The 23,015-nt window shown below is 47.7% G+C and carries 17 protein-coding genes; all 17 read left to right on the top strand.

Features of this window, described 5'->3' with window-relative positions; translation table 11 throughout:
* Positions 1 to 7 precede the first annotated feature (7 nt).
* The 17 genes from dnaE (at position 8) to BLV22_RS10335 (ending at position 22,680) form a co-directional block, all read left to right on the top strand.
* Positions 8 to 3,304 carry a DNA polymerase III subunit alpha gene (gene dnaE, locus BLV22_RS10415; protein ID WP_091614858.1) on the top strand — a complete coding sequence of 1,099 codons (3,297 nt, stop codon included), beginning with the start codon at positions 8 to 10 and terminating at the stop codon, positions 3,302 to 3,304.
* 114 nt (positions 3,305 to 3,418) lie between these two features.
* On the top strand, positions 3,419 to 4,654 hold the full coding sequence (ystJ, locus tag BLV22_RS10410; protein WP_091614855.1) for an NADP-dependent malic enzyme: 1,236 nt from the start codon (positions 3,419 to 3,421) through the stop codon (positions 4,652 to 4,654).
* Positions 4,655 to 4,919: 265 nt separating this feature from the next.
* Positions 4,920 to 5,765, top strand: a complete 846-nt coding sequence (accD, locus tag BLV22_RS10405; protein ID WP_091614957.1) for an acetyl-CoA carboxylase, carboxyltransferase subunit beta — start codon at positions 4,920 to 4,922, stop codon at positions 5,763 to 5,765.
* A gap of 15 nt (positions 5,766 to 5,780) precedes the next feature.
* The gene (locus BLV22_RS10400; protein ID WP_091614852.1) at positions 5,781 to 6,743 is read left to right on the top strand and encodes an acetyl-CoA carboxylase carboxyltransferase subunit alpha; all 963 of its coding nucleotides are present in this window, start codon (positions 5,781 to 5,783) and stop codon (positions 6,741 to 6,743) included.
* Between the two features lie 210 nt (positions 6,744 to 6,953).
* Positions 6,954 to 7,913, top strand: a complete 960-nt coding sequence (gene pfkA, locus BLV22_RS10395) for a 6-phosphofructokinase (protein WP_091614850.1) — start codon at positions 6,954 to 6,956, stop codon at positions 7,911 to 7,913.
* 84 nt (positions 7,914 to 7,997) lie between these two features.
* A complete protein-coding gene (gene pyk / locus BLV22_RS10390; protein ID WP_091614847.1) occupies positions 7,998 to 9,752 on the top strand; it encodes a pyruvate kinase in 1,755 nt (584 codons plus the stop codon).
* Positions 9,753 to 9,825: 73 nt separating this feature from the next.
* Complete coding sequence (locus tag BLV22_RS10385; RefSeq protein WP_091614844.1) at positions 9,826 to 10,224, top strand: FxsA family protein; 399 nt, start codon at positions 9,826 to 9,828, stop codon at positions 10,222 to 10,224.
* A gap of 108 nt (positions 10,225 to 10,332) precedes the next feature.
* Positions 10,333 to 10,806, top strand: a complete 474-nt coding sequence (locus BLV22_RS10380; RefSeq protein WP_022793103.1) for a DUF441 domain-containing protein — start codon at positions 10,333 to 10,335, stop codon at positions 10,804 to 10,806.
* A gap of 233 nt (positions 10,807 to 11,039) precedes the next feature.
* A complete protein-coding gene (gene citZ, locus BLV22_RS10375) occupies positions 11,040 to 12,155 on the top strand; it encodes a citrate synthase (RefSeq protein ID WP_091614841.1) in 1,116 nt (371 codons plus the stop codon).
* A 123-nt stretch (positions 12,156 to 12,278) separates the two neighbouring features.
* Positions 12,279 to 13,547: an NADP-dependent isocitrate dehydrogenase gene (gene icd / locus BLV22_RS10370; RefSeq protein WP_091614838.1), complete on the top strand. Its 1,269-nt coding sequence runs from the start codon at positions 12,279 to 12,281 to the stop codon at positions 13,545 to 13,547.
* A 29-nt stretch (positions 13,548 to 13,576) separates the two neighbouring features.
* Positions 13,577 to 14,521 (top strand): malate dehydrogenase, encoded by a 945-nt coding sequence (gene mdh, locus BLV22_RS10365; RefSeq protein ID WP_091614836.1) that lies wholly within the window; start codon positions 13,577 to 13,579, stop codon positions 14,519 to 14,521.
* A 171-nt stretch (positions 14,522 to 14,692) separates the two neighbouring features.
* Entirely contained in the window at positions 14,693 to 15,403 is a 711-nt protein-coding gene (locus tag BLV22_RS10360; protein ID WP_091614833.1) for a response regulator transcription factor, read from the top strand.
* Positions 15,400 to 17,181, top strand: a complete 1,782-nt coding sequence (gene pnpS, locus BLV22_RS10355) for a two-component system histidine kinase PnpS (RefSeq protein WP_091614830.1) — start codon at positions 15,400 to 15,402, stop codon at positions 17,179 to 17,181. The genes BLV22_RS10360 and pnpS overlap by 4 nt, the downstream gene beginning before the upstream one ends.
* 262 nt (positions 17,182 to 17,443) lie before the next feature.
* A complete protein-coding gene (polA, locus tag BLV22_RS10350; protein ID WP_091614827.1) occupies positions 17,444 to 20,068 on the top strand; it encodes a DNA polymerase I in 2,625 nt (874 codons plus the stop codon).
* Positions 20,069 to 20,080: 12 nt separating this feature from the next.
* A complete protein-coding gene (gene mutM, locus BLV22_RS10345; protein ID WP_091614825.1) occupies positions 20,081 to 20,944 on the top strand; it encodes a DNA-formamidopyrimidine glycosylase in 864 nt (287 codons plus the stop codon).
* Entirely contained in the window at positions 20,917 to 21,510 is a 594-nt protein-coding gene (coaE, locus tag BLV22_RS10340) for a dephospho-CoA kinase (RefSeq protein ID WP_091614822.1), read from the top strand. The genes mutM and coaE overlap by 28 nt, the downstream gene beginning before the upstream one ends.
* 138 nt (positions 21,511 to 21,648) lie before the next feature.
* Positions 21,649 to 22,680 carry a glyceraldehyde-3-phosphate dehydrogenase gene (locus tag BLV22_RS10335; RefSeq protein WP_091614819.1) on the top strand — a complete coding sequence of 344 codons (1,032 nt, stop codon included), beginning with the start codon at positions 21,649 to 21,651 and terminating at the stop codon, positions 22,678 to 22,680.
* The last annotated feature ends 335 nt before the right edge of the window (positions 22,681 to 23,015 follow it).

The raw sequence follows: 23,015 nt of genomic DNA, 5'->3' as shown, positions 1-23,015 counted from the left end.
GAGGCGCATGTCACTGCACGCATACTCGGAATACAGCATCCTGCAGAGCACTATCCGGCTCGAGAATCTTGTCCGCAAAGCAAAAGAATACAACTGGCCGGCAGCAGCGGTTACTGACCGGGACACAATGCACGGAGCAGTAGCTTTTTACCGTCTCTGCCGGCAGTATCAGGTGAAAGGCCTTCCGGGGCTTGAACTGTGGGTCCAGGGAGACACTAAAGAGGACGAAGAATTTCCGGTGGTTGCGCTGCCGCAGAACAACCTGGGATACGAACAGCTCATGCGGTGGGCCGGGGACAAACAACAGAACAGACAGGTAACGTGGGAACAGCTGGCAGACTCTGCCGGTTGTCTTTTTATCCTCCCGCTTGAAAACAGTGAGCCCGGTACGTTTAAACATAGCACAGACGCGTTGCATGCGTTTTTCGAAAAGTGGAGCAGACGGTTCAGGCCTGATACTCTCTGGATTGAAGCCCCCAGAGCTGGAGAAGAAAGGGTTTGGAAAGAAGCTGCAGAGCAATTCGGACTCCCGATGGCGGCGTCCCCATTAATCAATATGCAAACAACCGAAGAAGAGCGGGCCTATAAGCTGTTGCATGCAGTAAAGAAAGGCAGTGTCTGGAAAGATACCGTAATAGAACAGAGGCCTTTCTCGCTCGAAATGTGGCAGCAGGAAGCGTCTGTTATGTATGAAGCCGAACATATCGCCAACTGGAAGCGGGCAGCTGATAAATGCTACGTAGACATTTCACTAGGGGAAACCCACCTGCCCGTATTTCCAGCTCCGCGTGAGCAGTCTGCCGGCCTGTATTTAAAAAAGCTTGCGGAAAAAGGAATGCAAAAGCGCTATAATGCTGTTTCAGAACAAATGAGAGAACGGTTGAAGCATGAACTAAACGTTATTATCGATGCCGGCTTCGCTGATTATTTTTTAATTGTGCAGGATTTTGTGGCCTTTGCTAAAAAGCAGGGAATGTACGTAGGGCCGGGAAGAGGCTCGGCAGCAGGTTCGCTTGTTTCCTACCTTATCGGTATTACGGATGTGGACCCCCTGCAGTACGACCTTCTTTTTGAACGTTTTCTGAATCCCGAACGTGCGGCGCTTCCGGACATAGATATTGACTTTCCGGATCACCGGCGGGAAGAGGTGCTGCATTATTTACGGAATAAATACGGTGAGAATCATGTGGCTCAGATTGTTACATTCAATACGTTCGGGGCACGGGCGGCAATAAGGGATGCGGGAAGGGTGCTCGAAATTCCGCAGGGGCTCATTAACCGGACGGCCGGTATGTTTTCAAGCGCCGATTCCATTGCCGGAAAAACTGCCGGCGACAAACAGCTGCAGCAGTGGCAGCAGAACGAACCGAAAGTTGAATCCCTTCTCCGGGCGGCTTCCTTTCTGGAAGGGCTGCCGCGCCAGACATCTATTCACGCCGCCGGTATCGTGTTAAGCAGCGAACAGCTGGAATCCTATACTCCTTTAATGGAAAGGAACGGCTCGCTGCTATTAACTCAGTATCCGATGGAGGACCTTGAAGCTCTCGGACTTGTGAAAATCGACCTGCTGGGGCTCCGGAATTTAACGCTTCTCGAATATATGACCGAGGCGGTTCAAAAAGTAGAGAAGGATTTTCAGTTAAGGCGCATTCCCATGGATGATGAAAAAACGTATCAGCAGCTGAGCGAGGGGAAAACTAACGGAATATTTCAGCTTGAATCGGCAGGAATGAAATCGGCCCTGCAGCAGATCAGACCTGACCGTTTTGAAGATATTGCCGCGGTGAGCGCTCTTTACCGTCCGGGCCCGATGGCTCAGATCCCGTTGTATGCAGAGCGAAAGCACGGAATAAAAGAAATGCCTGATCTCCCTGAACATATTGAAGATATTGCAGGGTCTACATACGGCATTATCGTATACCAGGAGCAGATTATGCAGATTGCGGTGAAAGTGGCAGGGTATTCGATGGGAGAAGCAGATTCCTTTCGGAGGGCTATCAGCAAAAAAGACGCTGGTGAAATGAAAAAAGAAGAAAAACGGTTTCTTGAAAAAGCGGCAGCTTCAGGTGTATCGAAAACGGAAGCAGAAAAAATATTCAGCTGGATTGAGCAGTTTGCCAATTATGGCTTTAATAAAAGCCACGCAGTGGCCTACAGCGTGATTTCCTATCAGCTGGCGTATATTAAAGCCCACTATCCGGCCGTGTTTTTCTCCTCCTTAATGACAAGTCATGTGCGAAGTGAAGAAAAATTTCTGGAATATCAGCGGGAAGCAAAAGAACTTGGTATTAGGCTGCTTCCGCCTTCCATCAATCAAAGCGGCTATGGGTTTCGTATTGAGGAAGGAAATCTCCGTTTTGGCTTGAATATCATTAAACAGGCAGGCAAAAATAATATTCAGATGATTTTAAAAGAAAGAAACAGCGGTGGGCGCTTTGAATACTGGCTTGATTTTCTTCACCGGGTGGATACAAGAGCGATTGGCCGTCAGGGTTTTGTGTATCTTATTCAGGCTGGGGTGTTTGATGAATTTGGTGTCGAACGGTCGACGCTGCTCGCTTCGCTTGACCGTTCACTGCGGATGATCGAGGGAGAACAGGAATTCCAGGAATTTGGCACAGAGCTGGCACCGAGAATGCGCTGGATTGAAGCTGAACCTCTTACCCGCGAAGAAAAGCTTGAGATGGAAAAAGAAGCCTCGGGATATTACCTGAGCGGCCATCCGCTGGATGCATACAATGAACTTTTTGCTGCCTTCCGGTTATGGGACCTCGGGAGCTCTCTGCCGGCGGATAATCAGCTGCGCTGGGCCGGAGGGTTCGTGCGGGCCGTGAAAACCGTGCGGACAAAAAATGGCCAGTCCATGTGTTTTCTGACGATGGATGATGGTTCGGGAGAGCTTGAAGTGGTCGTATTTCCGAATGTCTACCGGAATGTAAGATCACTGCTTACAGAAAAATCGATTCTTCTGATCCAGGGGCGCACCGATAAACAGGCCCGCAGCAGCAAGATGATTGCAGAAGCCTGTCTTTCCCTGCAGGAGCTTGAAAAACAGTCAGAGAATACGCTGTTTGTTAAACTGCCGAAAGAAGACGGAGAACGGGCGCTTCGCCGAATTAAGCAGGTGTTGCGGCAGTCTCCCGGGGCTGTGCCTGTCATCGTCTATGACGGGCAGCACAAGCGCACCATTCAGCTCGAAAACAGCTTGAAAACAAATGCCGGGAGTGCATGTATCCGCGAGCTTGAAAAGGTTGTTTCAAAAGAATCTATTATTTTAAAATCAAATAAAGGTGCCGCTGACTGATTATTCTGTTATAATAGGTAACGTTTATAATTAAAATGAATGAAACACTTAATGTGCTTCTAAAAGCACAGGGTTATAATTAAAATATAAAAAATGCTGAAGGAGAGTGGCACTATGCCGACAACCCGCGAAGAAGCACTACATATTCATAAACAGAATCAGGGAAAGCTGGAGACTGTCTCGAAAGTACCGGTGAGAAATGGAAGAGATTTAAGTCTGGCATATTCTCCGGGTGTAGCAGAGCCGTGCAAAGAAATCTTTGATGATAAACAAAAGGTATTTGAGTATACAATGAAAGGAAATATGGTAGCGGTCGTATCCGACGGCTCTGCCGTGCTTGGGCTGGGTAATATCGGTCCGGAAGCGTCCCTTCCCGTGATGGAAGGAAAAGCGGTTCTGTTTAAATCATTCGCGGGTGTAGATGCTTTTCCGATCTGCCTCGAAACAAATGACGTGGATAAAATTGTAGAAACGGTAAAATTAATGCAGCCGACGTTTGGCGGCGTGAATCTGGAAGATATTGCTGCACCTAACTGCTTCGTCATTGAAGAACGGCTGAAAAAAGAAACGAATATTCCTGTTTTTCATGATGATCAGCACGGAACAGCAATCGTTACCGTAGCCGGGTTAATCAATGCCCTGAAGCTCAATAAAAAGCATATGTCTGAAATCCGCGTAGTTATTAACGGGGCAGGTTCAGCAGGAATTGCTATTATTAAACTTCTGCGCCGCTTTGGAGTGAAAGACGTGATTTTATGCGACTCCAAGGGAGCCATTTACGAAGGACGTCCGGAAGGCATGAACGACATGAAAGCAGAAGTCGCAAAAGTAACGAACAATGAAAATGTTTCCGGCGGGTTAAAAGAAGTTGTCCAGAACACGGATGTATTTATTGGTGTTTCCGTGGCGGGAGTACTATCGAAGGAAATGGTAAAGTCCATGAATGATGATCCTATCATCTTTGCAATGGCCAATCCGGATCCTGAAATTACTCCGGACGATGCCAAGGAAGCCGGGGCGAAAGTAATTGGCACAGGCCGCTCCGATTTTCCAAACCAGGTAAACAACGTGCTCGCGTTTCCGGGTATTTTCCGTGGAGCCCTCGATGTAAACGCCACTCACATTAACGAGGACATGAAAAAAGCAGCTGTATATGCTATTGCAGAGCTGATTACAGATGATGAGCTGAACGAAGATTATGTTATTCCAAATCCGTTTGATCCGAGAGTCGCTCCGGAAGTAGCTGCAGCAGTAGCGAAAACAGCGATGGAAACAGGAGTGGCGCGAAAAAATGCTGATCCGGAAAAAATCAAAGAAAAAACAAGAGCGCTTTCTGATATCGAAGAATAGTAAAGACCTATATTCCTAACCATTGAAGATGTCTGGCTTTTCCTATATATTAGAGCGTGTATGTGATAAACTATGTGGGAGACTAATAGCAGGAGCGATCGCTGACAAAACGGTCGCTCCTGATGTACGTCTGCAAATAAAACAACAGCGCTGCGTTATGTACACCCGCTGAACGGTGAATTACATTCCGGGACGCTGCAGTCTGCTTGCGTTTTTATTATTTGCGGAGCAGCCAAGCATTAAATATGAAGAAGGTGTCTTTATGATGATCAAAGATTTATTCAGCAAAAGGCGGAAATATGCTTCAATGCCGGCTGAACGGGAACAGCCGAAAACAATGAATGAAGGCGTTATGACAAAGTGCCCCAAATGTAAAACCATTGTGTATACGAAAGAATTAATGAAACATGCCAATGTCTGTATGCACTGTGGTCATCATATGCCGATGACTCCTTCCGAACGGATCGATTTGATCCTCGATACGGATTCCTTTCGTGAGTTACACCCTCATATGGTATCGGCAGATCCTCTGGAATTTCCGGAATACAAAGAAAAGCTCGAAAAGGACCAGAAAAAGACTGGCCATAAGGAAGCTGTAGTCACAGGTGAAGGGACGATTGGAGGCACCCCGGTGGTTCTTGGTGTCATGGATCCGGCGTTCCGGATGGGAAGTATGGGCTCGGTGGTCGGTGAAAAAATCACCCGCGCAATCGAACGTGCACTTGATCTCCATGCCCCCTTTATTCTGTTTTCTGCTTCGGGCGGGGCCCGGATGCAGGAAGGGATTCTCAGCCTCATGCAAATGGCCAAAACAAGCGCAGCGCTGAAAAAAATGGATGAAGCAGGGCTCTTATTTGTATCAGTTATGACTCATCCCACTACTGGAGGCGTTTCTGCAAGCTTTGCCTCTCTTGGGGATTACAATTTTGCCGAACCGGAAGCATTGATCGGCTTTGCCGGAAGAAGAATAATTGAACAGACGATACGCCAGGAGCTTCCCGAAGACTTTCAGACATCGGAATTTTTGCTTAAACACGGGCAGCTTGACAAGGTACTGCATAGACAGGACATGAAAAATGTTTTGTCCGCGATCGTGCAGATGCATACGTGAAGGGAGTAAGTGCCAATGGAAAATCATCTTCCTTTTGAAAAACCAATCATGGAGCTCCGGAACAAAATCGATGAATTAAAAAGCTTCACAGATGAGAAGGACATTGATTTAAGCGGAGAAATAGAAAAACTGGAACAGCGGTTGGAGCAGCTCGAAGCAGAAGTATATAACAATTTAAAGCCGTGGCAGCGTGTTCAGATCGCGAGGCATCCGGAGCGTCCCACTACGCTGGATTATATCGACAGTTTATTTGAACAATTCATTGAACTGCACGGCGACCGGCTGTTCGGCGATGACGAAGCGATTGTCGGAGGGATTGCCTTCTTTGAGGGAAGCCCGGTGACTGTTATCGGACATCAGCGTGGACGGGATACGAAGGAAAACGTGCGCCGGAATTTCGGTATGCCTCATCCGGAAGGGTACCGTAAGGCGCTTCGTCTTATGAAGCAGGCGGAAAAGTTCAACCGTCCGGTCATCTGCTTTGTCGATACGAAGGGTGCCTATCCCGGAAAAGCAGCGGAAGAGCGGGGCCAGAGTGAAGCTATTGCCCGCAACCTGATGGAAATGGCCGGTCTGAAAGTGCCGGTGATTAGTGTTGTTATCGGAGAAGGCGGCAGCGGAGGCGGCCTTGCTCTCGGAGTAGCGAATCATGTACATATGTTCGAAAATTCATGGTATTCGACGATTTCGCCGGAAGGGGCTTCCTCTATCCTCTGGAAGGATGCTTCATATGCAAGGGAAGCTGCCGAAGCTATGCGTATCACAGCCGGAGATCTAAAAGAATTCGGAGTAATTGATGAGATTGTGAGGGAACCCCGGGGAGGAGCCCACCACGATCCGAAAGAACAGATGGCTATTCTGCGGAAAACGCTTCAGCAGTCCTTGAAGGACCTGCTTGTATTAACGCCGAATGAATTAATAGAATCAAGATACGAAAAATTTAAGCAGATGGGTACGTTTGAAGAAAGTGATTTTTAGGAAAGCGCCGGGTGGCGCTTTTTTTATGAAATTGAATGGTTTCCTGCTGTTCAGTTAATATTGAAGAAGATGTGCCAGGCGCTGTCACAGAGGTCCCTCTTAGTGTGTTTGTTTAATTAAAACAGCTTTTAAAAATACAATTACTTTTGTGTCATCGGGTCTATAACGGGTATAATGATAAACAGGAATGCAAAGGGAAGGGGTTATGGAATGAAACGCATTGGAGTATTAACTAGTGGAGGAGATTCGCCGGGAATGAATGCAGCCATACGTGCTGTCGTCCGGAAGGCGATTTATCACGATCTTGAAGTTTACGGGGTTCAGTACGGTTTTGCCGGGCTGATCGAAGGCGATATCAAAAAAATGGAGCTTGGCGACGTCGGGGATATTATCCACCGGGGCGGAACGAAATTGTATACCGCCCGCTGTGAAGAGTTCCGTACACCTGAAGGACGCCAGAAGGCAGTGGATCAGCTGAACGCAAGAGGCATTGAAGCATTGGTCGTCATAGGCGGCGATGGTTCCTTCCGCGGAGCTGAAAAATTGACAGAGCTTGGCTATCCAACGATTGGTGTGCCGGGTACAATCGATAATGACATTCCGGGCACGGACTACACAATTGGCTTTGATACAGCGCTGAATACAGTCATCGACGCTATTGATAAAATCCGTGATACCGCCACTTCACATGAGCGTACATACGTTATTGAAGTAATGGGAAGGGATGCCGGTGACCTTGCTCTCTGGTCCGGACTCGCCGACGGCGCAGAGACGATTCTTATTCCGGAGGAAGAGTATGACATGGACCAGGTAGTAAGCCGTCTCCGCCGCGGTCACGCAAGGGGCAAAAAACACAGTATCATCATTATCGCTGAAGGCGTGGGAAGCGGAACAGAATTCGGCCAAAAAATTCAGGAGACGACGAATCTTGAAACTAGGGTGACTGTGCTTGGGCACATCCAGCGCGGAGGATCGCCGACCGGATTTGACCGTGTGCTCGCAAGCCGTCTCGGAGCAAGGGCCGTGGAGCTTCTTTTAAACGGTAAAGAAGGACGGATGGTCGGCATTGAAAAAAATGAGATTGTTGATAACCCCATTCCGGAAGTGCTTAAGCAAAAGCATCAGGTAGACTCCGGCATGTATAAACTGTCTCAAGAACTGTCTATTTAATTCCGGGGCCGAGGCAGTGTCACGGATAAAAAGTTTCTATGGTACAATAAACTAGGATTTTAGAGAGAGAACAGGAGGAAAATCATGCGAAAAACAAAAATTGTATGTACGATAGGACCGGCAAGTGAAGCGCCGGAAACACTGGAAAAATTAATTGAAAATGGCATGAACGTAGCGAGACTCAACTTTTCCCACGGGGACTTTGATGAGCATCAGGCCCGAATTGACAGCATACGCGAAGTTTCTGCCCGTCTGAAGAAAAATGTAGCTATTCTGCTGGACACCAAGGGTCCGGAAGTACGGACCCATACGATGGAAGGCGGCGCTGTCCATCTTGAAAAAGGACAACCGCTGATCATCAGCACAGAAGAAGTCGTAGGGACAAAAGAAAAAATCTCTGTCACCCACGATGGCCTGACTGACGATATGGCAGTCGGCAAAAAAATCCTTCTCGACGATGGACTGATTGAGCTTGAAGTAACCGGTATCGAGGACAAGGAAGTTCATACGAAAGTGCTGAATAACGGCGAACTGAAAAACAAAAAAGGCGTTAACCTTCCAAATGTGAAGGTCAATCTGCCAGGTATAACAGAAAAAGATGCGGATGACATCGAATTCGGAATTAGAAATAACGTCGATTTTATTGCTGCTTCATTTGTGCGCCGAGCTTCCGACGTTTTGGAAATCCGCGAGCTCCTGGAAAAACACGGAGCAGAAGACACGTTCATCGTGCCGAAAATTGAAAACCAGGAAGGCATCGACAACGTCGAGGAAATTCTTGAAGTGTCTGACGGACTGATGGTGGCGCGCGGAGACATGGGCGTTGAAATTCCGCCAGAAGAAGTACCGCTCGTACAAAAGCGCCTCATTAAACGCTGCAACTTCCTTGCCAAGCCGGTCATTACAGCTACGCAGATGCTGGATTCCATGCAGCACAACCCGCGTCCGACCCGCGCTGAAGCAAGTGATGTGGCTAACGCCATTTTCGATGGTACAGATGCTATCATGCTTTCCGGGGAAACAGCAGCCGGGGACTATCCAGTGGAATCCGTGGAAACAATGAGCAATATCGCACTGAGAGCAGAGTCCTCCCTGCAGTACCGCAATACGCTTGATGAAAAAACAAAAGAAAGCAAGCCTTCAATCACCAATTCGATCGGGCAGTCGGTTGCCTATACAGCCCATTCATTAAATGCTTCGGCGATTCTGACTGCCACCGAAAGTGGGTATACTGCACGCATTGTTTCAAAATATCGCCCGGAGTCACCGATCATTGCGGTTACAAGTAATGAACGTGTCTACCGCCGGCTTGCACTCATCTGGGGCGTACAGGGGCTGCTTGGCACAAAATCAAGCACCACCGATGAAATGCTTGATGTCACCGTAAGCAAAGCTCTGTCAGAAGAGCTCGTCAGCCGCGGTGATCTTGTGGTTATCTCTGCCGGAGTACCTGTAGGTGAAACAGGAACGACTAACCTGATGAAGGTCCACGTTATCGGTGAAACAGTGGCAAAAGGACAGGGCATCGGCCGCTATACTGCATCAGGACGAGTAGTAGTTGCAGGCAGTGCAGAAGAAGCAAATGCCAAAATGACAGAGGGCGCCGTGCTTGTCACCCAGGCCACGGATAAAGATATGATGCCGGCTGTGGAAAAAGCGCTGGCTGTGGTGACAGAAGAAGGCGGCTTAACCTCCCATGCTGCTGTTGTAGGTCTGAATCTGGGCATCCCTGTAGTAGTAGGTGTGGAAGAAGCCAGAAGCTTGTTTGAAGACGGCGAGGAAATTACAGTCGACGCTTCAAGAGGTGACATTTACCGCGGACACGCAAGTGTACTGTAAGAAATTTATAACCTGGTAATGCTGAAGCGAGGCAGAGATCTGGATGAAATTTTAAATGAAAGGGGGCGGGCAGATGGCTAAATGGTTTGTATTACTGCTGATTATTGTGCCGGCCGCAGAAGTAGGTGTATTAATATTATCCGGCAACACGATTGGCATATGGCCAACAATTGCGCTCATCATTGCGACCGGGCTGCTTGGAGCCTGGCTGGCGAAACGGGAAGGCCTGCAGGTATTCCGTACGCTGCAGATGCAGACGCAGCGGGGGGAAATGCCTGGAGATATTGTTCTGGATGGCGTGTGTATTCTTGTTGGCGGCACGCTGCTGCTCACCCCGGGATTTATCACAGACGCTCTCGGTTTCAGCCTGTTGATTCCGTGGTCGAGAAGAGGAATGAAAGCTGTTTTAAAGAAATGGTTTAAAAAAATGGTGGATAATGGAAATATAAAAGTAATGGGACGCAGGTGGTGAGCCTGCTCCCGATTGAAACTTCTGAAAACTTTCCGGGCGCACATGACATGAAATTGTCAAATGTGGTAGGATTATTAGGAGCGTTTAATTTGGAAGGATGACCATGCATTGTTATCGCAAGCCTCAGTTTTTTTACTTATACTGCTTGCGGTGGGAATTTTCGCAAAAAACCAGTCATTAATCATAGCTGTCGCTGCTTTAATCGTTATTAAATGGACAGGACTGGGCGATAAAATATTTCCGTTTATGCAGGCGAAAGGCATTGAAATTGCTGTTACGATTTTGACATTTGCGGTTCTGGTTCCTATTGCTACTGGAGATATCGGCTTTCGCCAGCTTGGCGAAGCAGTTCGTTCTTATTATGCATGGATCGCGCTCGCCTCAGGTATACTGGTGGCGCTTATTGCCAAGGGAGGCGTGGAGCTTCTTCAGACAGATCCGCATATTACTACTGCGCTTGTGCTTGGAACCATTTTAGCGGTAGCTCTGTTTAACGGTATCGCCGTCGGGCCTCTTATCGGGGCTGGCATTGCGTATATTGCGATGAGAGCCGTAGAGTGGTTTTCCTCTCTCGGCGGCTAGACGGCTGAATAACAGCCGGAGGTGTCTCCGGCTGCCTAAACAGGGGAAAGTCATTATTGTGTACACAATTGAATGCGCTATACCTCCAAAAAGTGGCAGTGCAATGGGTTTTTATGTCAAAAACAGACCAACCGTTCTGTTTTCGAAGCGTATGTTTTATTAAAAGGAAAATGTAAGCATTTTCTTCCTCAGTACATACGTTATACTTTTTGAATTAAAGGAGAGATTGTGTAATGAGTTCAACTCGTGGTTTAGAAGGCGTTGTAGCTACTACTTCCAGTGTCAGCTCCATTGTTGATGATGTGTTAAAGTACCAGGGATATCATATTGATGACCTGACAGAACATGCATCTTTTGAAGAAGTTATTTATCTGCTTTGGTACGGAGAGCTTCCAACTAAAGAAGAATATAACAATTTCCGCCAGTCGCTCATGGATAATATGAGTGTGCCGGACGAAATCTTTGATTATATGAAACATTATCCTGTCGATAAAGTACGCCCAATGGCGGCTCTTCGTACTGCAGTCTCCCAGTTAAGTTTATACGACAGTGAAGCTGACGACATGAGCGAAGAAGCAAACCAGCGTAAAGCTGTGCGTCTGCAGGCACAAATTTTATCTCTCGTCACAGGTTTTGCACGAATTCGAAAAGGAAAAGATCCTATTAAGCCTGATCCTGCACTAAGCTTTTCTGCAAACTTTTTGTATATGCTAAACGGAGAAGAGCCGGATGAAACGTCCATCAAAGCGTTCAATAAAGCAATGATCCTGCACGCCGATCATGAGCTGAATGCCTCTACGTTTACTGCGCGTGTCTGTGTGGCAACTCTTTCGGATATGTACTCCGGAGTGACAGCTGCAATCGGGGCACTAAAAGGGCCGCTGCACGGCGGCGCCAACGAGCGTGTAATGGGAATGCTTACGGATATTGGCACACCGGAAAATGTAGACAGTCATGTGCAGAAGCTTCTCGACAATAAAGAAAAGGTTATGGGATTTGGACACCGGGTATACAAAACCGGAGACCCGCGTGCCAAGCATCTGCGCGAAATGTCCCGTCAGCTGACAGAAGTGACCGGTGAGTCAAAATGGTATGACATGTCGATGAAAGTCGAAGAAAAAATTGAAAACGAAAAAGGGCTCCTGCCGAACGTGGACTTCTTTTCAGCTTCTGTATACCACAGTCTCGGCATCGACCACGATTTGTTTACACCGATTTTTGCCGTCAGCCGTACGTCCGGATGGATTGCCCATATTCTCGAACAGTATGAAAACAATCGTTTAATCCGTCCACGTGCAGAATACGTCGGCCCGGAAAACAAAACGTATGTTTCTCTGGAAGAACGGTAGGCTGGAATTAAAATAGCGGAAAACGGGGCTTCGTTTTCTGTGCCCGTTTATTAAGTGTCCCGGGTGTAATTTTATTCCCGGGTAAAATAAGAAAAGTTGATCACATTAAAGGAGGATTTATTTATGTCTAACGGAGAAAAAATTCAAACTAATAATGGAAATTTAACGGTGCCAAACGAACCAATTATCCCGTATATCGAAGGGGACGGCATCGGCCCGGACATCTGGGCTGCAGCAGAGAAAGTGCTGGATGCAGCTGTAGAAAAAGCCTATAACGGTGAAAAGAAAATTCACTGGAAAGAAATTCTTGTAGGTCAGAAAGCTTATGACAAAACAGGCGAGTGGCTCCCGGAAGAATCCCTGGATGCTATCCGCGAATACTTAATCGCTATTAAAGGCCCGCTCACTACTCCAATCGGCGGAGGCATCCGTTCCCTGAACGTGGCACTGCGCCAAAAGCTTGACCTGTTTACGTGCCTGCGCCCGGTACAGCACTTTACTGGCGTACCTTCTCCGGTGAAGCGTCCGGAAGATGTTAACATGGTTATTTTCCGTGAGAACACTGAGGATATTTATGCCGGCATTGAATTTCAGGAAGGCACAGATGAAGTGAAAAAAGTAATCGACTTCCTGCAAAATGAAATGGGCTCTGAAAACATCCGTTTCCCTGAAACATCCGGTATCGGCGTAAAACCTGTTTCTAGAGAAGGCAGTGAGCGCCTCGTACGTGCGTCTATTCAATACGCACTTGATGAAGGCCGTGAAAGTGTGACCCTCGTACACAAAGGAAATATTATGAAGTTTACCGAAGGCTCCTTCAAAAACTGGGGTTACGACCTTGCAGAACGCGAATTCGGTGACAAAGTCTTCACATGGCGCGAATACGATGAAATCGTAGAAAAAGAAGGCAAGGAAGCAGGCAACGCTGCTCAGGATAAAGCGGTAAGTGAAGGTAAAATCATCGTAAAAGATGCTATCGCAGACATCTTCCTGCAGCAGATTCTGACACGTCCGAAAGAGTTCGATGTAGTAGCTACTATGAACTTAAACGGAGACTATGTTTCCGACGCGCTGGCTGCCCAGGTTGGCGGCATTGGCATCGCTCCGGGCGCCAACATCAACTACGAAACAGGACACGCTATTTTCGAAGCTACACACGGCACAGCGCCAAAATATGCCGGGCTGGACAAAGTGAATCCTTCTTCTGTTATCCTTTCCGGTGAACTGCTGCTTCGTCACCTTGGCTGGAATGAAGCTGCCGAGCTTGTGCTTCAATCCATGGACAAAACCATCGGAAGCAAAGTCGTTACTTATGACTTCGCCCGTCTGATGGACGGAGCAAAAGAAGTGAAGTGCTCTGAGTTCGGTGACGCTCTAATCAGCAATATGTAATCCAATCAATTGATAGGAGATGAGCATGCATGGCTATTACGCGCAGAAAAGTATCAGTTATAGGAGGCGGCTTTACAGGTGCTACTACGGCTCTTATGGTAGCCCAGAAAGAGCTCGGGGATGTAGTGCTTGTGGATGTCCCGGACAATGAAGGACCGACAAAAGGGAAAGCACTCGATATGCTCGAGTCGACTCCGGTAAACGGGTCGGATGTTAATGTGACCGGCACCTCGGATTATGCTGATACAGCTGGATCGGACATCGTCGTGATCACAGCAGGTATTGCAAGAAAGCCGGGGATGAGCCGGGATGATCTGATTAATACAAACGCAAAAATCATGAAGTCTGTCACAAAAGAAATTGTAAAACATTCGCCGGAATGCATTATTGTCGTGCTCACGAATCCGGCAGACGCAATGACGTATGCGGTGTATAAAGAATCCGGCTTCCCTAAAAACCGTGTTATCGGCCAGTCCGGGGTGCTCGATACGGCACGCTTCCGTACGTTTGTCGCCCAGGAAACCGGCATTTCCGTTGAAGACATCCAGGGATTTGTTCTTGGTGGCCACGGAGATGACATGGTACCGCTGATCCGTTACTCGAACGCTGGCGGAGTGCCGCTGACTAAGCTCATATCCCAGGAACGCATAGATGCAATTATTGAACGCACGCGCAAGGGCGGAGGAGAAATTGTGCAGCTTCTTGGTAATGGAAGTGCCTATTATGCACCAGCCGCCGCTCTTACGGAAATGGTCGAAGCGATTTTGAAAGACAAAAAGCGAGTGCTCCCATCAATTGCGTATCTTGAAGGCGAGTATGGATATAATGATCTTTACCTCGGGGTACCGACTATTCTTGGCGGTAACGGGTTGGAAAAAATTATCGAGCTCGAGCTGACAGATGAAGAACAAAATCAATTAAATACTTCTGCTGATTCTGTTCGTGATGTCATGAAGGCCTTACCGAACGATTAAAGAAGTACTGTGGGCTGCCTGTATGATACAGGCAGCTTTTTTTATGCATACAGGGGAAAATCGATAAACATTGAGCTCTCCTGCTCGCTTATAGTATGATGAATGTGACAGATGCAGCAGCTCGGGAAAATAATCAGGGCCAAGGGGGGCACTGAGAGGCGGAGGGTTCATATGGCAACACGATTATTGGTAGTAGACGATGAAGAATCCATCGTAACGCTGTTAAAATACAATCTTGAGCAGTCGGGATACACGGTGGATACAGCTTTTGACGGTGTGGAAGCACTCCGGAAAGCCCAGGAGGTAAAATACGATTTAATTGTGCTTGATCTGATGATTCCAGAGATCGACGGTCTCGAAGTGTGCCGGAAAATCAGGACAGAAAAGATTCAGGTTCCAATTCTGATGCTGACTGCAAAAGACGAAGAATTTGATAAAGTGCTCGGTCTTGAACTTGGAGCCGATGATTATATGACAAAGCCGTTCAGTCCGCGCGAGCTGGTTGCCCGTGTCAAGGCGATTATGCGCAGAGTGGATTATTCTGGTCAGGAGACGGAAACGGAAAAAATAGAAAGTAAAACCATCGGTCACTTAACAGTGTATCCGGAAAATTATGAAGCATACGTGAAGGAAGAAGCGCTTGAGCTGACCCCGAAGGAATTTGAACTGCTCGTGTACTTAATTAATCATAAAGGACGGGTGCTTACGCGGGACCAGCTATTGAATGCAGTATGGAATTACGAATTTGTTGGAGACACGAGAATAGTTGATGTACATATCAGTCATCTGCGTGAAAAAATTGAACCGAATACGAAAAAACCGGTATACATCAAAACGGTCCGCGGTCTAGGCTATAAATTTGAGGAGCCTGCGCCTGCATGAAGCGATTCCGCACCCGTCTGATCGTAGCTCTGATGGCGATTATTTTAATCGTTTTGACCGTCGTGGGGCTTGTTATTGGGCAGATTGTCCGTTCTCTTTACGTAGATGAACTCGAGAACAGCCTGGAAAGGGAGGCCAACCTTTCCGCCTCGATTGCTGAAGAACGAAATGAAGAAAGCTGGGAAGCACTGGCACAGAATATCAGCAGTCAGCTGGATGTCCGCGTGACGATTATGAATGAAACCGGCGAGGTTATTGGAGAAACGGAAGCAGAATCAGAGGAACTGGACAATCATTTCGGACGCCCGGAAATAGAGGATGCCCGAGAAAGCGGAGAAGGAAGTAATATCCGTTACAGTAATACGCTCGAAGCAGAGCTTCTGTATTATGCAGTACCGTTTTCGTATGAAAATAATACGTATTATATGAGACTTGCGATTCCAGTGGAACGAATCAATGCGATCAACTGGCTGATCTGGGGAACGTTAATCGGCAGCTTTGCTATCGCGCTTCTGATCATTTTATACATTACAACAAAAGTGACGAATCAATTAACCAAACCGATCACTCAGGCTACAAAAACGGCCAATGAACTGGCGAAAGGAAATTTCAGCGCCCGGGCTTACGGGAGTACGCAGGATGAAGTCGGTCAGCTGACCCGTTCGATTAACGTGCTCGCATTTAATCTTGAGAGTGTGACAAAGGAAAACCAGGAGCAGCAGGAACGACTCGAAACGCTGATCAATACGATGGAGAGCGGACTGGTGTTTATAAACAGCCGCGGCGAAATTACTTTGATGAATGCCTACTGCGCCCGGATTTTTAAGGAAGATACAAGTCAGTGGCTAGATTTGCTGTACTATGAAGCGATGGATGAAAAAGAAATCATTAAGCTTATACAGAAGATATTTTTAACGGAGAGCCGGTCGAGTGCCACTGTTCAGATGCTCCATGAACTTGAAGTGCGTTTTTACCACGTTTACGGCGCTCCAGTACTGGGAGAAAAAGACGAACTGCGAGGCATTGTACTTGTTTTGCATGACATTACAGAGTTGAAAAAGCTGGAGGAAGTGCGGAAAGATTTTGTCGCGAACGTGTCACACGAATTAAAAACACCAGTTACTTCAGTAAAAGGCTTTACCGAAACGCTCCTGGACGGGGCCATGGATGACGAAGCGCTAAGCAGGCAGTTTCTGGAGATTATTTGGAAAGAAAGCGACAGGCTGCAGGATTTGATCAGTGACCTGTTGGAGCTTTCAAGAATCGAACAGGATTATTTTGAATTGAACCAGGCACGATTCGATGTGAGCAGAACGACAGCAGAAGCCGTTCGTCTGCTTGAGCCTAAAGCGATTGATAAGCATTTGCTGCTTACTTCGCGTGTAGACACAGAGATTTATATGGACGGGGACGAAGCACGGTTAAAACAGATTATTATCAATCTAGTCAATAATGCCATTATTTACACAAAGGAAGGCGGGGAAGTGCAGGTCCGTTTGTTTAAAGAAGCAGAGGATGTAGTGCTTGAAGTGGAAGACAACGGCATCGGCATCAGCCCCGAGCAGCTGCCGCGTATTTTTGAGCGGTTCTATCGTGTTGATAAAGCGAGAAGCCGCGGTTCGGGTGGCACCGGGCTCGGGCTTGCCATCGTTAAACATCTGACGGATGCCCACGGCGGCCGTATCGAAGTGAACAGCACCAAAGACGCAGGGACGGTATTCACACTGCGTTTTCCCGGGGGAAAACAGCCCGGAGAGGAAGAATTTACACATTCTTAATCTTTGGTACACGCCCCGTTTACATTTATGCTATAACATAGTGGTCGAACGGGTTTTCATCCGCTGCTTGTTTTGCAGCGGGCTGCATCCCCTTTGGAACGAAAGCACCCCTTGGCTTTCGTTCTTTTTTTATGCTTTTTTTCGGGTAGACATTCTGACGCTGTCCACGGTGTATGATAAAATATAACGATGAACGTCAAAGCCCGCTTGATGATGTACATAAGAAGCCGGTTCGGCTTTTTGTAATAAGGAGGACAATGATTTGAGTAAACTAGTGTTATTGGATGGAAACAGTATTGCTTACCGGGCGTTTTTTGCCCTGCCTCTTTTAAATAACGATAAAGGCGTTTACACAAATGCCATTTACGGCTTTACAACCATGCTTTTAAAGGTTCTGGAGGATGAGGATCCAAGCCACGTGCTCGTAGCCTTTGATGCTGGAAAAACAACTTTCCGCCACGATACTTACAGCGAGTATAAATCCGGCCGGGAAAAAACCCCTTCTGAGTTATCCGAACAGCTGCCGGTCATTCGTGAAGTCCTGGACGTTTTTAAAGTTCCTTATATTGAGAAGGAAAACTATGAAGCAGATGATATTATCGGTACACTCTCGAAACAGGCTGAGGATGAAAACTGGGACGTGCGCATCTATACCGGTGACCGTGACCTGCTGCAGCTGGTAAGCCCTCACGTGCACGTTTCCTTTATCAAAAAAGGAATAACAAACACCGAACTGTATGATCCGGATGCCATTCAGGAGCGGTATGGCCTTGCTCCTCTTCAGATTACTGATATGAAGGGGCTGATGGGAGACAGCTCGGATAACATCCCGGGAGTACCCGGAATCGGGGAAAAGACTGCTTTAAAGCTGTTGCAGGAGTATGGCTCCGTGGATAAAGTACTGGAGTCCATTGATAAAATTTCCGGAAAAAAAATGAAGGAACGGCTCGAAGAAAACAAAGAACAAGCGAAAATGAGCAAAGAACTCGCTATTATTTACCGGAATACGCCGCTTGATTTGGAGCTTCAGCAGTTAAAGCATGAGGACTATGACGTAAAAGAAGTGACAGATCTTTTCCGTGAGCTCGAGTTTCAAACGCTGTTAAATAAGTTTGATGACGTGGATGAAGCTCAGCAGACTTTCGATGAGCTGGCATACAAGCATGTGACAGACGTACAGGAGGATATGCTCGTTTCGCCGTCTGCCCTGGTGGTGGAAGTGCCGGAAGAAAATTATCATCACGGGAGTATCTGGGGTATAGCGGTTATTAACGAAACCGGCCGGTATTTTATCTCCACAGAAGACGCGCTGCAGAGTGAAGCGTTCCAGGCCTGGGCTAAAGACGAATCCAAAGAAAAATATACGTTTGATACAAAGCGTGCTGTCGTCGCTCTCGGCTGGAAAGGGCTGGAACTCCGGGGCATCACCCATGATACATTGATCGCTTCTTATTTAATCGACCCGTCCGTATCTTCGCATCACGTGTCTGATATAGCGAAGCGCCGGAATCTGCAGGTGGTGGACACCGACGAAGCCGTTTACGGTAAAGGCGCCAAACGTACGAAGCCGGAGGAAGAAGCACTGGCAGAGCACCTGATCCGAAAGGGTGAAGCCGTTTACCGGCTGCAGGGAAAAATTGAAGCGGACTTAAAGCAGAACGAGCAGCTCGAACTGTTTAAAGAGCTGGAAATGCCGCTGTCGCTTGTGCTCGGACAGATGGAAACCCAGGGCATCTGCGTGGACCGTTCGCAGCTTGAGGTGATCGGTGAGGAGCTGGACGGCCGTCTCACAGAGCTTGAAAAAGAAATTTACAAACAGGCCGGGCGGGAGTTTAACATTAACTCGCCGAAGCAGCTTGGGCCGATTTTGTTTGAGGAACTCGGGCTGCCTGCCGTTAAGAAAACGAAAACCGGCTACTCCACGTCGGCGGATGTGCTCGAAAAGCTGAGTGACCAGCATGAAATTATTCCTAGTCTGCTGTTGTACCGCCAGATTTCGAAGCTGCGCTCTACGTATATTGAAGGGCTGTTAAAAGTGATTCACCCAACTACAGGCAAAATCCATACGATGTTTAACCAGGCGATTACGCAGACAGGACGGCTGAGTTCTACTGAGCCGAATCTGCAGAACATCCCAATCCGCCTTGAAGAAGGCCGACGGATACGGAAAGCTTTTATCCCTTCTGAATCCGGGTGGTCCATTTTATCAGCAGATTACTCGCAGATTGAACTCCGGGTACTCGCTCATATCGCAGACGATGAGGGGCTCAAGGAAGCTTTCCAAAACAATATGGATATTCACACAAAAACAGCGATGGACGTGTTTGGCGCCGGACACGACGAAGTGACGTCAAACATGCGAAGAAGTGCGAAAGCTGTAAACTTCGGAATTGTTTACGGTATTTCGGATTACGGCCTTTCGCAGAGTCTTGGTATCACGAGAAATGAAGCGAAGGAATTTATTGAGAGCTATTTAAAAAGCTATCCTAATGTGCAGAATTACATGAATGAAATTAAAGATGAAGCCAGGCGCGATGGATTTGTTACGACACTGCTTCACCGCCGCAGGTACCTGCCCGACATGAACAGCCGAAACTTTAACCAGCGCAGCTTCGCGGAAAGAACAGCCATGAACACTCCTATTCAGGGTACAGCGGCTGATATTATTAAAAAAGCGATGGTGGATGTAAGCAGAGCCCTTGAAGAAAAAGGCCTGAAAAGCCGCCTGCTGCTGCAGGTCCACGACGAATTAATCTTTGAAGTACCCGAAAATGAAGTGAAAACCATGCAGGAGCTTGTTCCGGAGCTGATGGAGCAGACAATTGAACTGTCGGTGCCTTTAAAAGCAGATGTGGCACAGGGCCCGACATGGTACGATGCGAAATAAGGAGAGAGAACGATGCCTGAATTACCGGAAGTTGAAACGGTCCGCCGGAATTTAGAACAGACGGCCGTTGGAAAAACGGTGGAGACCGTGAAAGTATACTGGCCTAATATTATTAAGCGCCCCGATGACCATGAAGCTTTTTCATTGATGCTTGGGGGAAAGACGATTGAGCGGGTGCACCGTAAAGGGAAATTTTTAGTCATTTATCTTGAAGATCTGGCTGTTGTTTCCCACCTGCGTATGGAAGGGCGTTACGAATGGAGTGATGGCGGAGAGCCGGACAAACACACGCATGTGCGTTTTCATTTCACCGATGGCACGGAGCTCCGCTACCGTGACGTTCGGAAATTCGGCACGATGCACGTGTTTAACCGCGGAGAGGAGTGGAACGAAAAACCGCTGAACCAGCTCGGGGCGGAGCCTTATCGTGACACCTCTTTTACCGCCGATTACCTGCACAGCCGATTTCAAAAAACCTCACGCAGTATTAAAGCGGTGCTGCTCGACCAATCAATTATTGCGGGGCTCGGAAACATTTATGTGGATGAAGCGCTGTTCCGGGTGGGTGTTCTGCCGGACGCTCCAGCGGCAGGACTTGGCAAGCCTGTGCTGGAAATCCTTCGAAAGCAGATAACAGAAGTGATCGAAGAAGCAGTAAAACAGGGAGGAAGCACGGTGCGTTCCTACGTGAATGGAGACGGGCAGGCTGGCGCTTTCCAATTAAACCTGTTTGTATATGGAAGAAAAGGGGAGCCGTGCAAAGTATGCAGTCATGAAATCGAACGGGCTGTAGTAGCGGGCCGGGGCACGCACTACTGTCCAGTCTGCCAGACGAAGGAGGGGACGGAATGGTTATCGGCCTTACAGGCGGAATAGCAAGCGGTAAGTCACTGGTGGCAGACGCCCTGCGGGAGCAGGGACTGCCGGTGATCGATGCTGACGTGATTTCACGGGAAGTGGTGGAGCCGGGTGAGCCTGCCCTGGAGCAGATTATTGAGCATTTCGGTCCGGAAATCCTCCAGTTTGATGGAACACTCGACAGAAAAAAATTAGGCTCTGTAATTTTTAATGATACTGAAAAGCGCCAGGTGCTCAATCAAATTATTCATCCGGCTGTCAGGCAGCGCATGATGACCAAACGGGATGATCTTGTACGTGAAGGAAATGAACATGTTGTGCTCGACATTCCGCTTCTGCTCGAAAATAATTTAAACTTTCTGGTCGACCGCGTTATCGTCGTTTATGTAAATGAAGCGATACAAAAAAGGCGGCTGGTGGAACGTGACGGCCGGGGAGAAGAAGATGCGGCTGCGAGAATCAAATCGCAAATGCCTCTGAAAGAAAAAAGAGACCTCGCAGATGCAGTGATCGATAATTCGGGCACAGAACAGGAAACAAAAACCCAGGTGAACGAGCTGCTTCACCAATGGAAAATAAAATAGAAACTCGGGGATAACCACTTTTTGTAAAAGAAAGTGGTTATTTTTAAAAAAAGGTTGCAAGAATGCGCTGTCAATGTGTTATACTATTTTTAGATTTTACTTATAAAAGTATAACATATTTCCAGAGGAGGATATTAAATGAAAACAAGCATAGCGATCAACGGTTTCGGACGAATTGGGCGTATGGTTTTTCGAAAGGCAATGATGGACCCTGAAATTGAAGTGAAGGCCATCAATGCCATGTATCCTCCTGAAACGCTGGCTCATTTAGTGAAATACGACAGTGTGCACGGTCCGTTTCCGCTTGATGTAAAATCCGAAGGGAACGAGATGATTGTGGATGGCAGACGAATACGGCTGCTGCAAAACCGTAATCCCCTCGAACTCCCTTGGGAAGAGCTCGGTGTAGATATCGTGGTCGAAGCGACGGGGAAATTCAACCGTGGACCGGACGCTGAAATGCATATAGAAGCGGGAGCGAAAAAAGTAGTATTAACTGCTCCCGGTAAAGAAGTCGATACAACCATCGTGATGGGCGTAAACGAAAAAGATTACGATCCGGAACGCCACCACGTAATCTCGAATGCCTCCTGCACGACAAACTGCCTTGCGCCGGTCGTCAAGGTGCTTGAAGACAACATCGGCATTGAAAGCGGTTTAATAACAACTGTGCATGCATACACCAATGACCAGAACAATATGGACAACCCCCATAAGGATCTTCGCCGGGCGAGAGCCTGCGGCCAGTCGATTATCCCGACCTCTACCGGAGCGGCTAAAGCTCTTTCAGAGGTGATTCCTTCCATGGAGGGAAAAATGAACGGCATGGCTCTCCGGGTGCCGACACCGAACGTGTCGCTTGTGGACATGGTAATTGATATGAAGCGTCCGGTGACAGAGGAAGAAATCAATCAAACGTTAAAAACGGCTTCAGAGCAGGGATTAAAAGGTATCATTTCCTACTGCGAGGAGCCGCTCGTATCGACGGATTTTAATGGAAACGAAAATTCATCCATTATCGATGCGCTCTCCACCATGGTTATCAATGAACGCCAGGTTAAAGTGCTTGCATGGTACGATAATGAGTGGGGCTACTCCTGCCGGGTGGTGGACCTGGTAAAAATGGTCGGTGAACCGGCTGTCGGGTACTCTTCCGTTGCTTCGTTTTAAAAATCGTTAATATGGGAAAGCGTCCCGTGAGCGGGGCGCTTTTTTGTTTATCCTCTGTAGATAGCAAATACAGAAGATATGAAGCGTATATAGGCATTCAGGCCGTATATTCGAGGTTTAAAGACGCTGCGTGGGAAAACTGGTTGCAAATTGCAAATAAACGTCGTATACTGAATCTCGTGCCTTTGCGTCTTTGAATTTAACGGCAGAAATGCACAGCTTTCAGGCGTATACGGGCATATCAATGGTTACTGCAAGGGTTAGTGCCAAATTGGACTAACTTTCCCCCAGAGTAGCCTTTAAAACGTGACGGGCCGATATAAATACAGCGACCT

Origin of the sequence: Marinococcus luteus (assembly GCF_900106595.1) — a bacterium.
GTDB lineage: Bacteria > Bacillota > Bacilli > Bacillales > Marinococcaceae > Marinococcus > Marinococcus luteus.
Note: the sequence above shows the minus strand (reverse complement) of the source record. Positions and strands in the feature narration are given on the sequence as shown.

Coding starts and splice junctions, on each gene's coding strand:
- BLV22_RS10385 (WP_091614844.1), top strand. CDS start 9,826: ATGGCTAAATGGTTTGTATTACTGCTGATTATTGTGCCGGCCGCAGAA.
- dnaE (WP_091614858.1), top strand. CDS start 8: ATGTCACTGCACGCATACTCGGAATACAGCATCCTGCAGAGCACTATC.
- ystJ (WP_091614855.1), top strand. CDS start 3,419: ATGCCGACAACCCGCGAAGAAGCACTACATATTCATAAACAGAATCAG.
- coaE (WP_091614822.1), top strand. CDS start 20,917: ATGGTTATCGGCCTTACAGGCGGAATAGCAAGCGGTAAGTCACTGGTG.
- mutM (WP_091614825.1), top strand. CDS start 20,081: ATGCCTGAATTACCGGAAGTTGAAACGGTCCGCCGGAATTTAGAACAG.
- BLV22_RS10360 (WP_091614833.1), top strand. CDS start 14,693: ATGGCAACACGATTATTGGTAGTAGACGATGAAGAATCCATCGTAACG.
- pfkA (WP_091614850.1), top strand. CDS start 6,954: ATGAAACGCATTGGAGTATTAACTAGTGGAGGAGATTCGCCGGGAATG.
- citZ (WP_091614841.1), top strand. CDS start 11,040: ATGAGTTCAACTCGTGGTTTAGAAGGCGTTGTAGCTACTACTTCCAGT.
- pyk (WP_091614847.1), top strand. CDS start 7,998: ATGCGAAAAACAAAAATTGTATGTACGATAGGACCGGCAAGTGAAGCG.
- mdh (WP_091614836.1), top strand. CDS start 13,577: ATGGCTATTACGCGCAGAAAAGTATCAGTTATAGGAGGCGGCTTTACA.
- BLV22_RS10400 (WP_091614852.1), top strand. CDS start 5,781: ATGGAAAATCATCTTCCTTTTGAAAAACCAATCATGGAGCTCCGGAAC.
- icd (WP_091614838.1), top strand. CDS start 12,279: ATGTCTAACGGAGAAAAAATTCAAACTAATAATGGAAATTTAACGGTG.
- pnpS (WP_091614830.1), top strand. CDS start 15,400: ATGAAGCGATTCCGCACCCGTCTGATCGTAGCTCTGATGGCGATTATT.
- BLV22_RS10335 (WP_091614819.1), top strand. CDS start 21,649: ATGAAAACAAGCATAGCGATCAACGGTTTCGGACGAATTGGGCGTATG.
- accD (WP_091614957.1), top strand. CDS start 4,920: ATGATCAAAGATTTATTCAGCAAAAGGCGGAAATATGCTTCAATGCCG.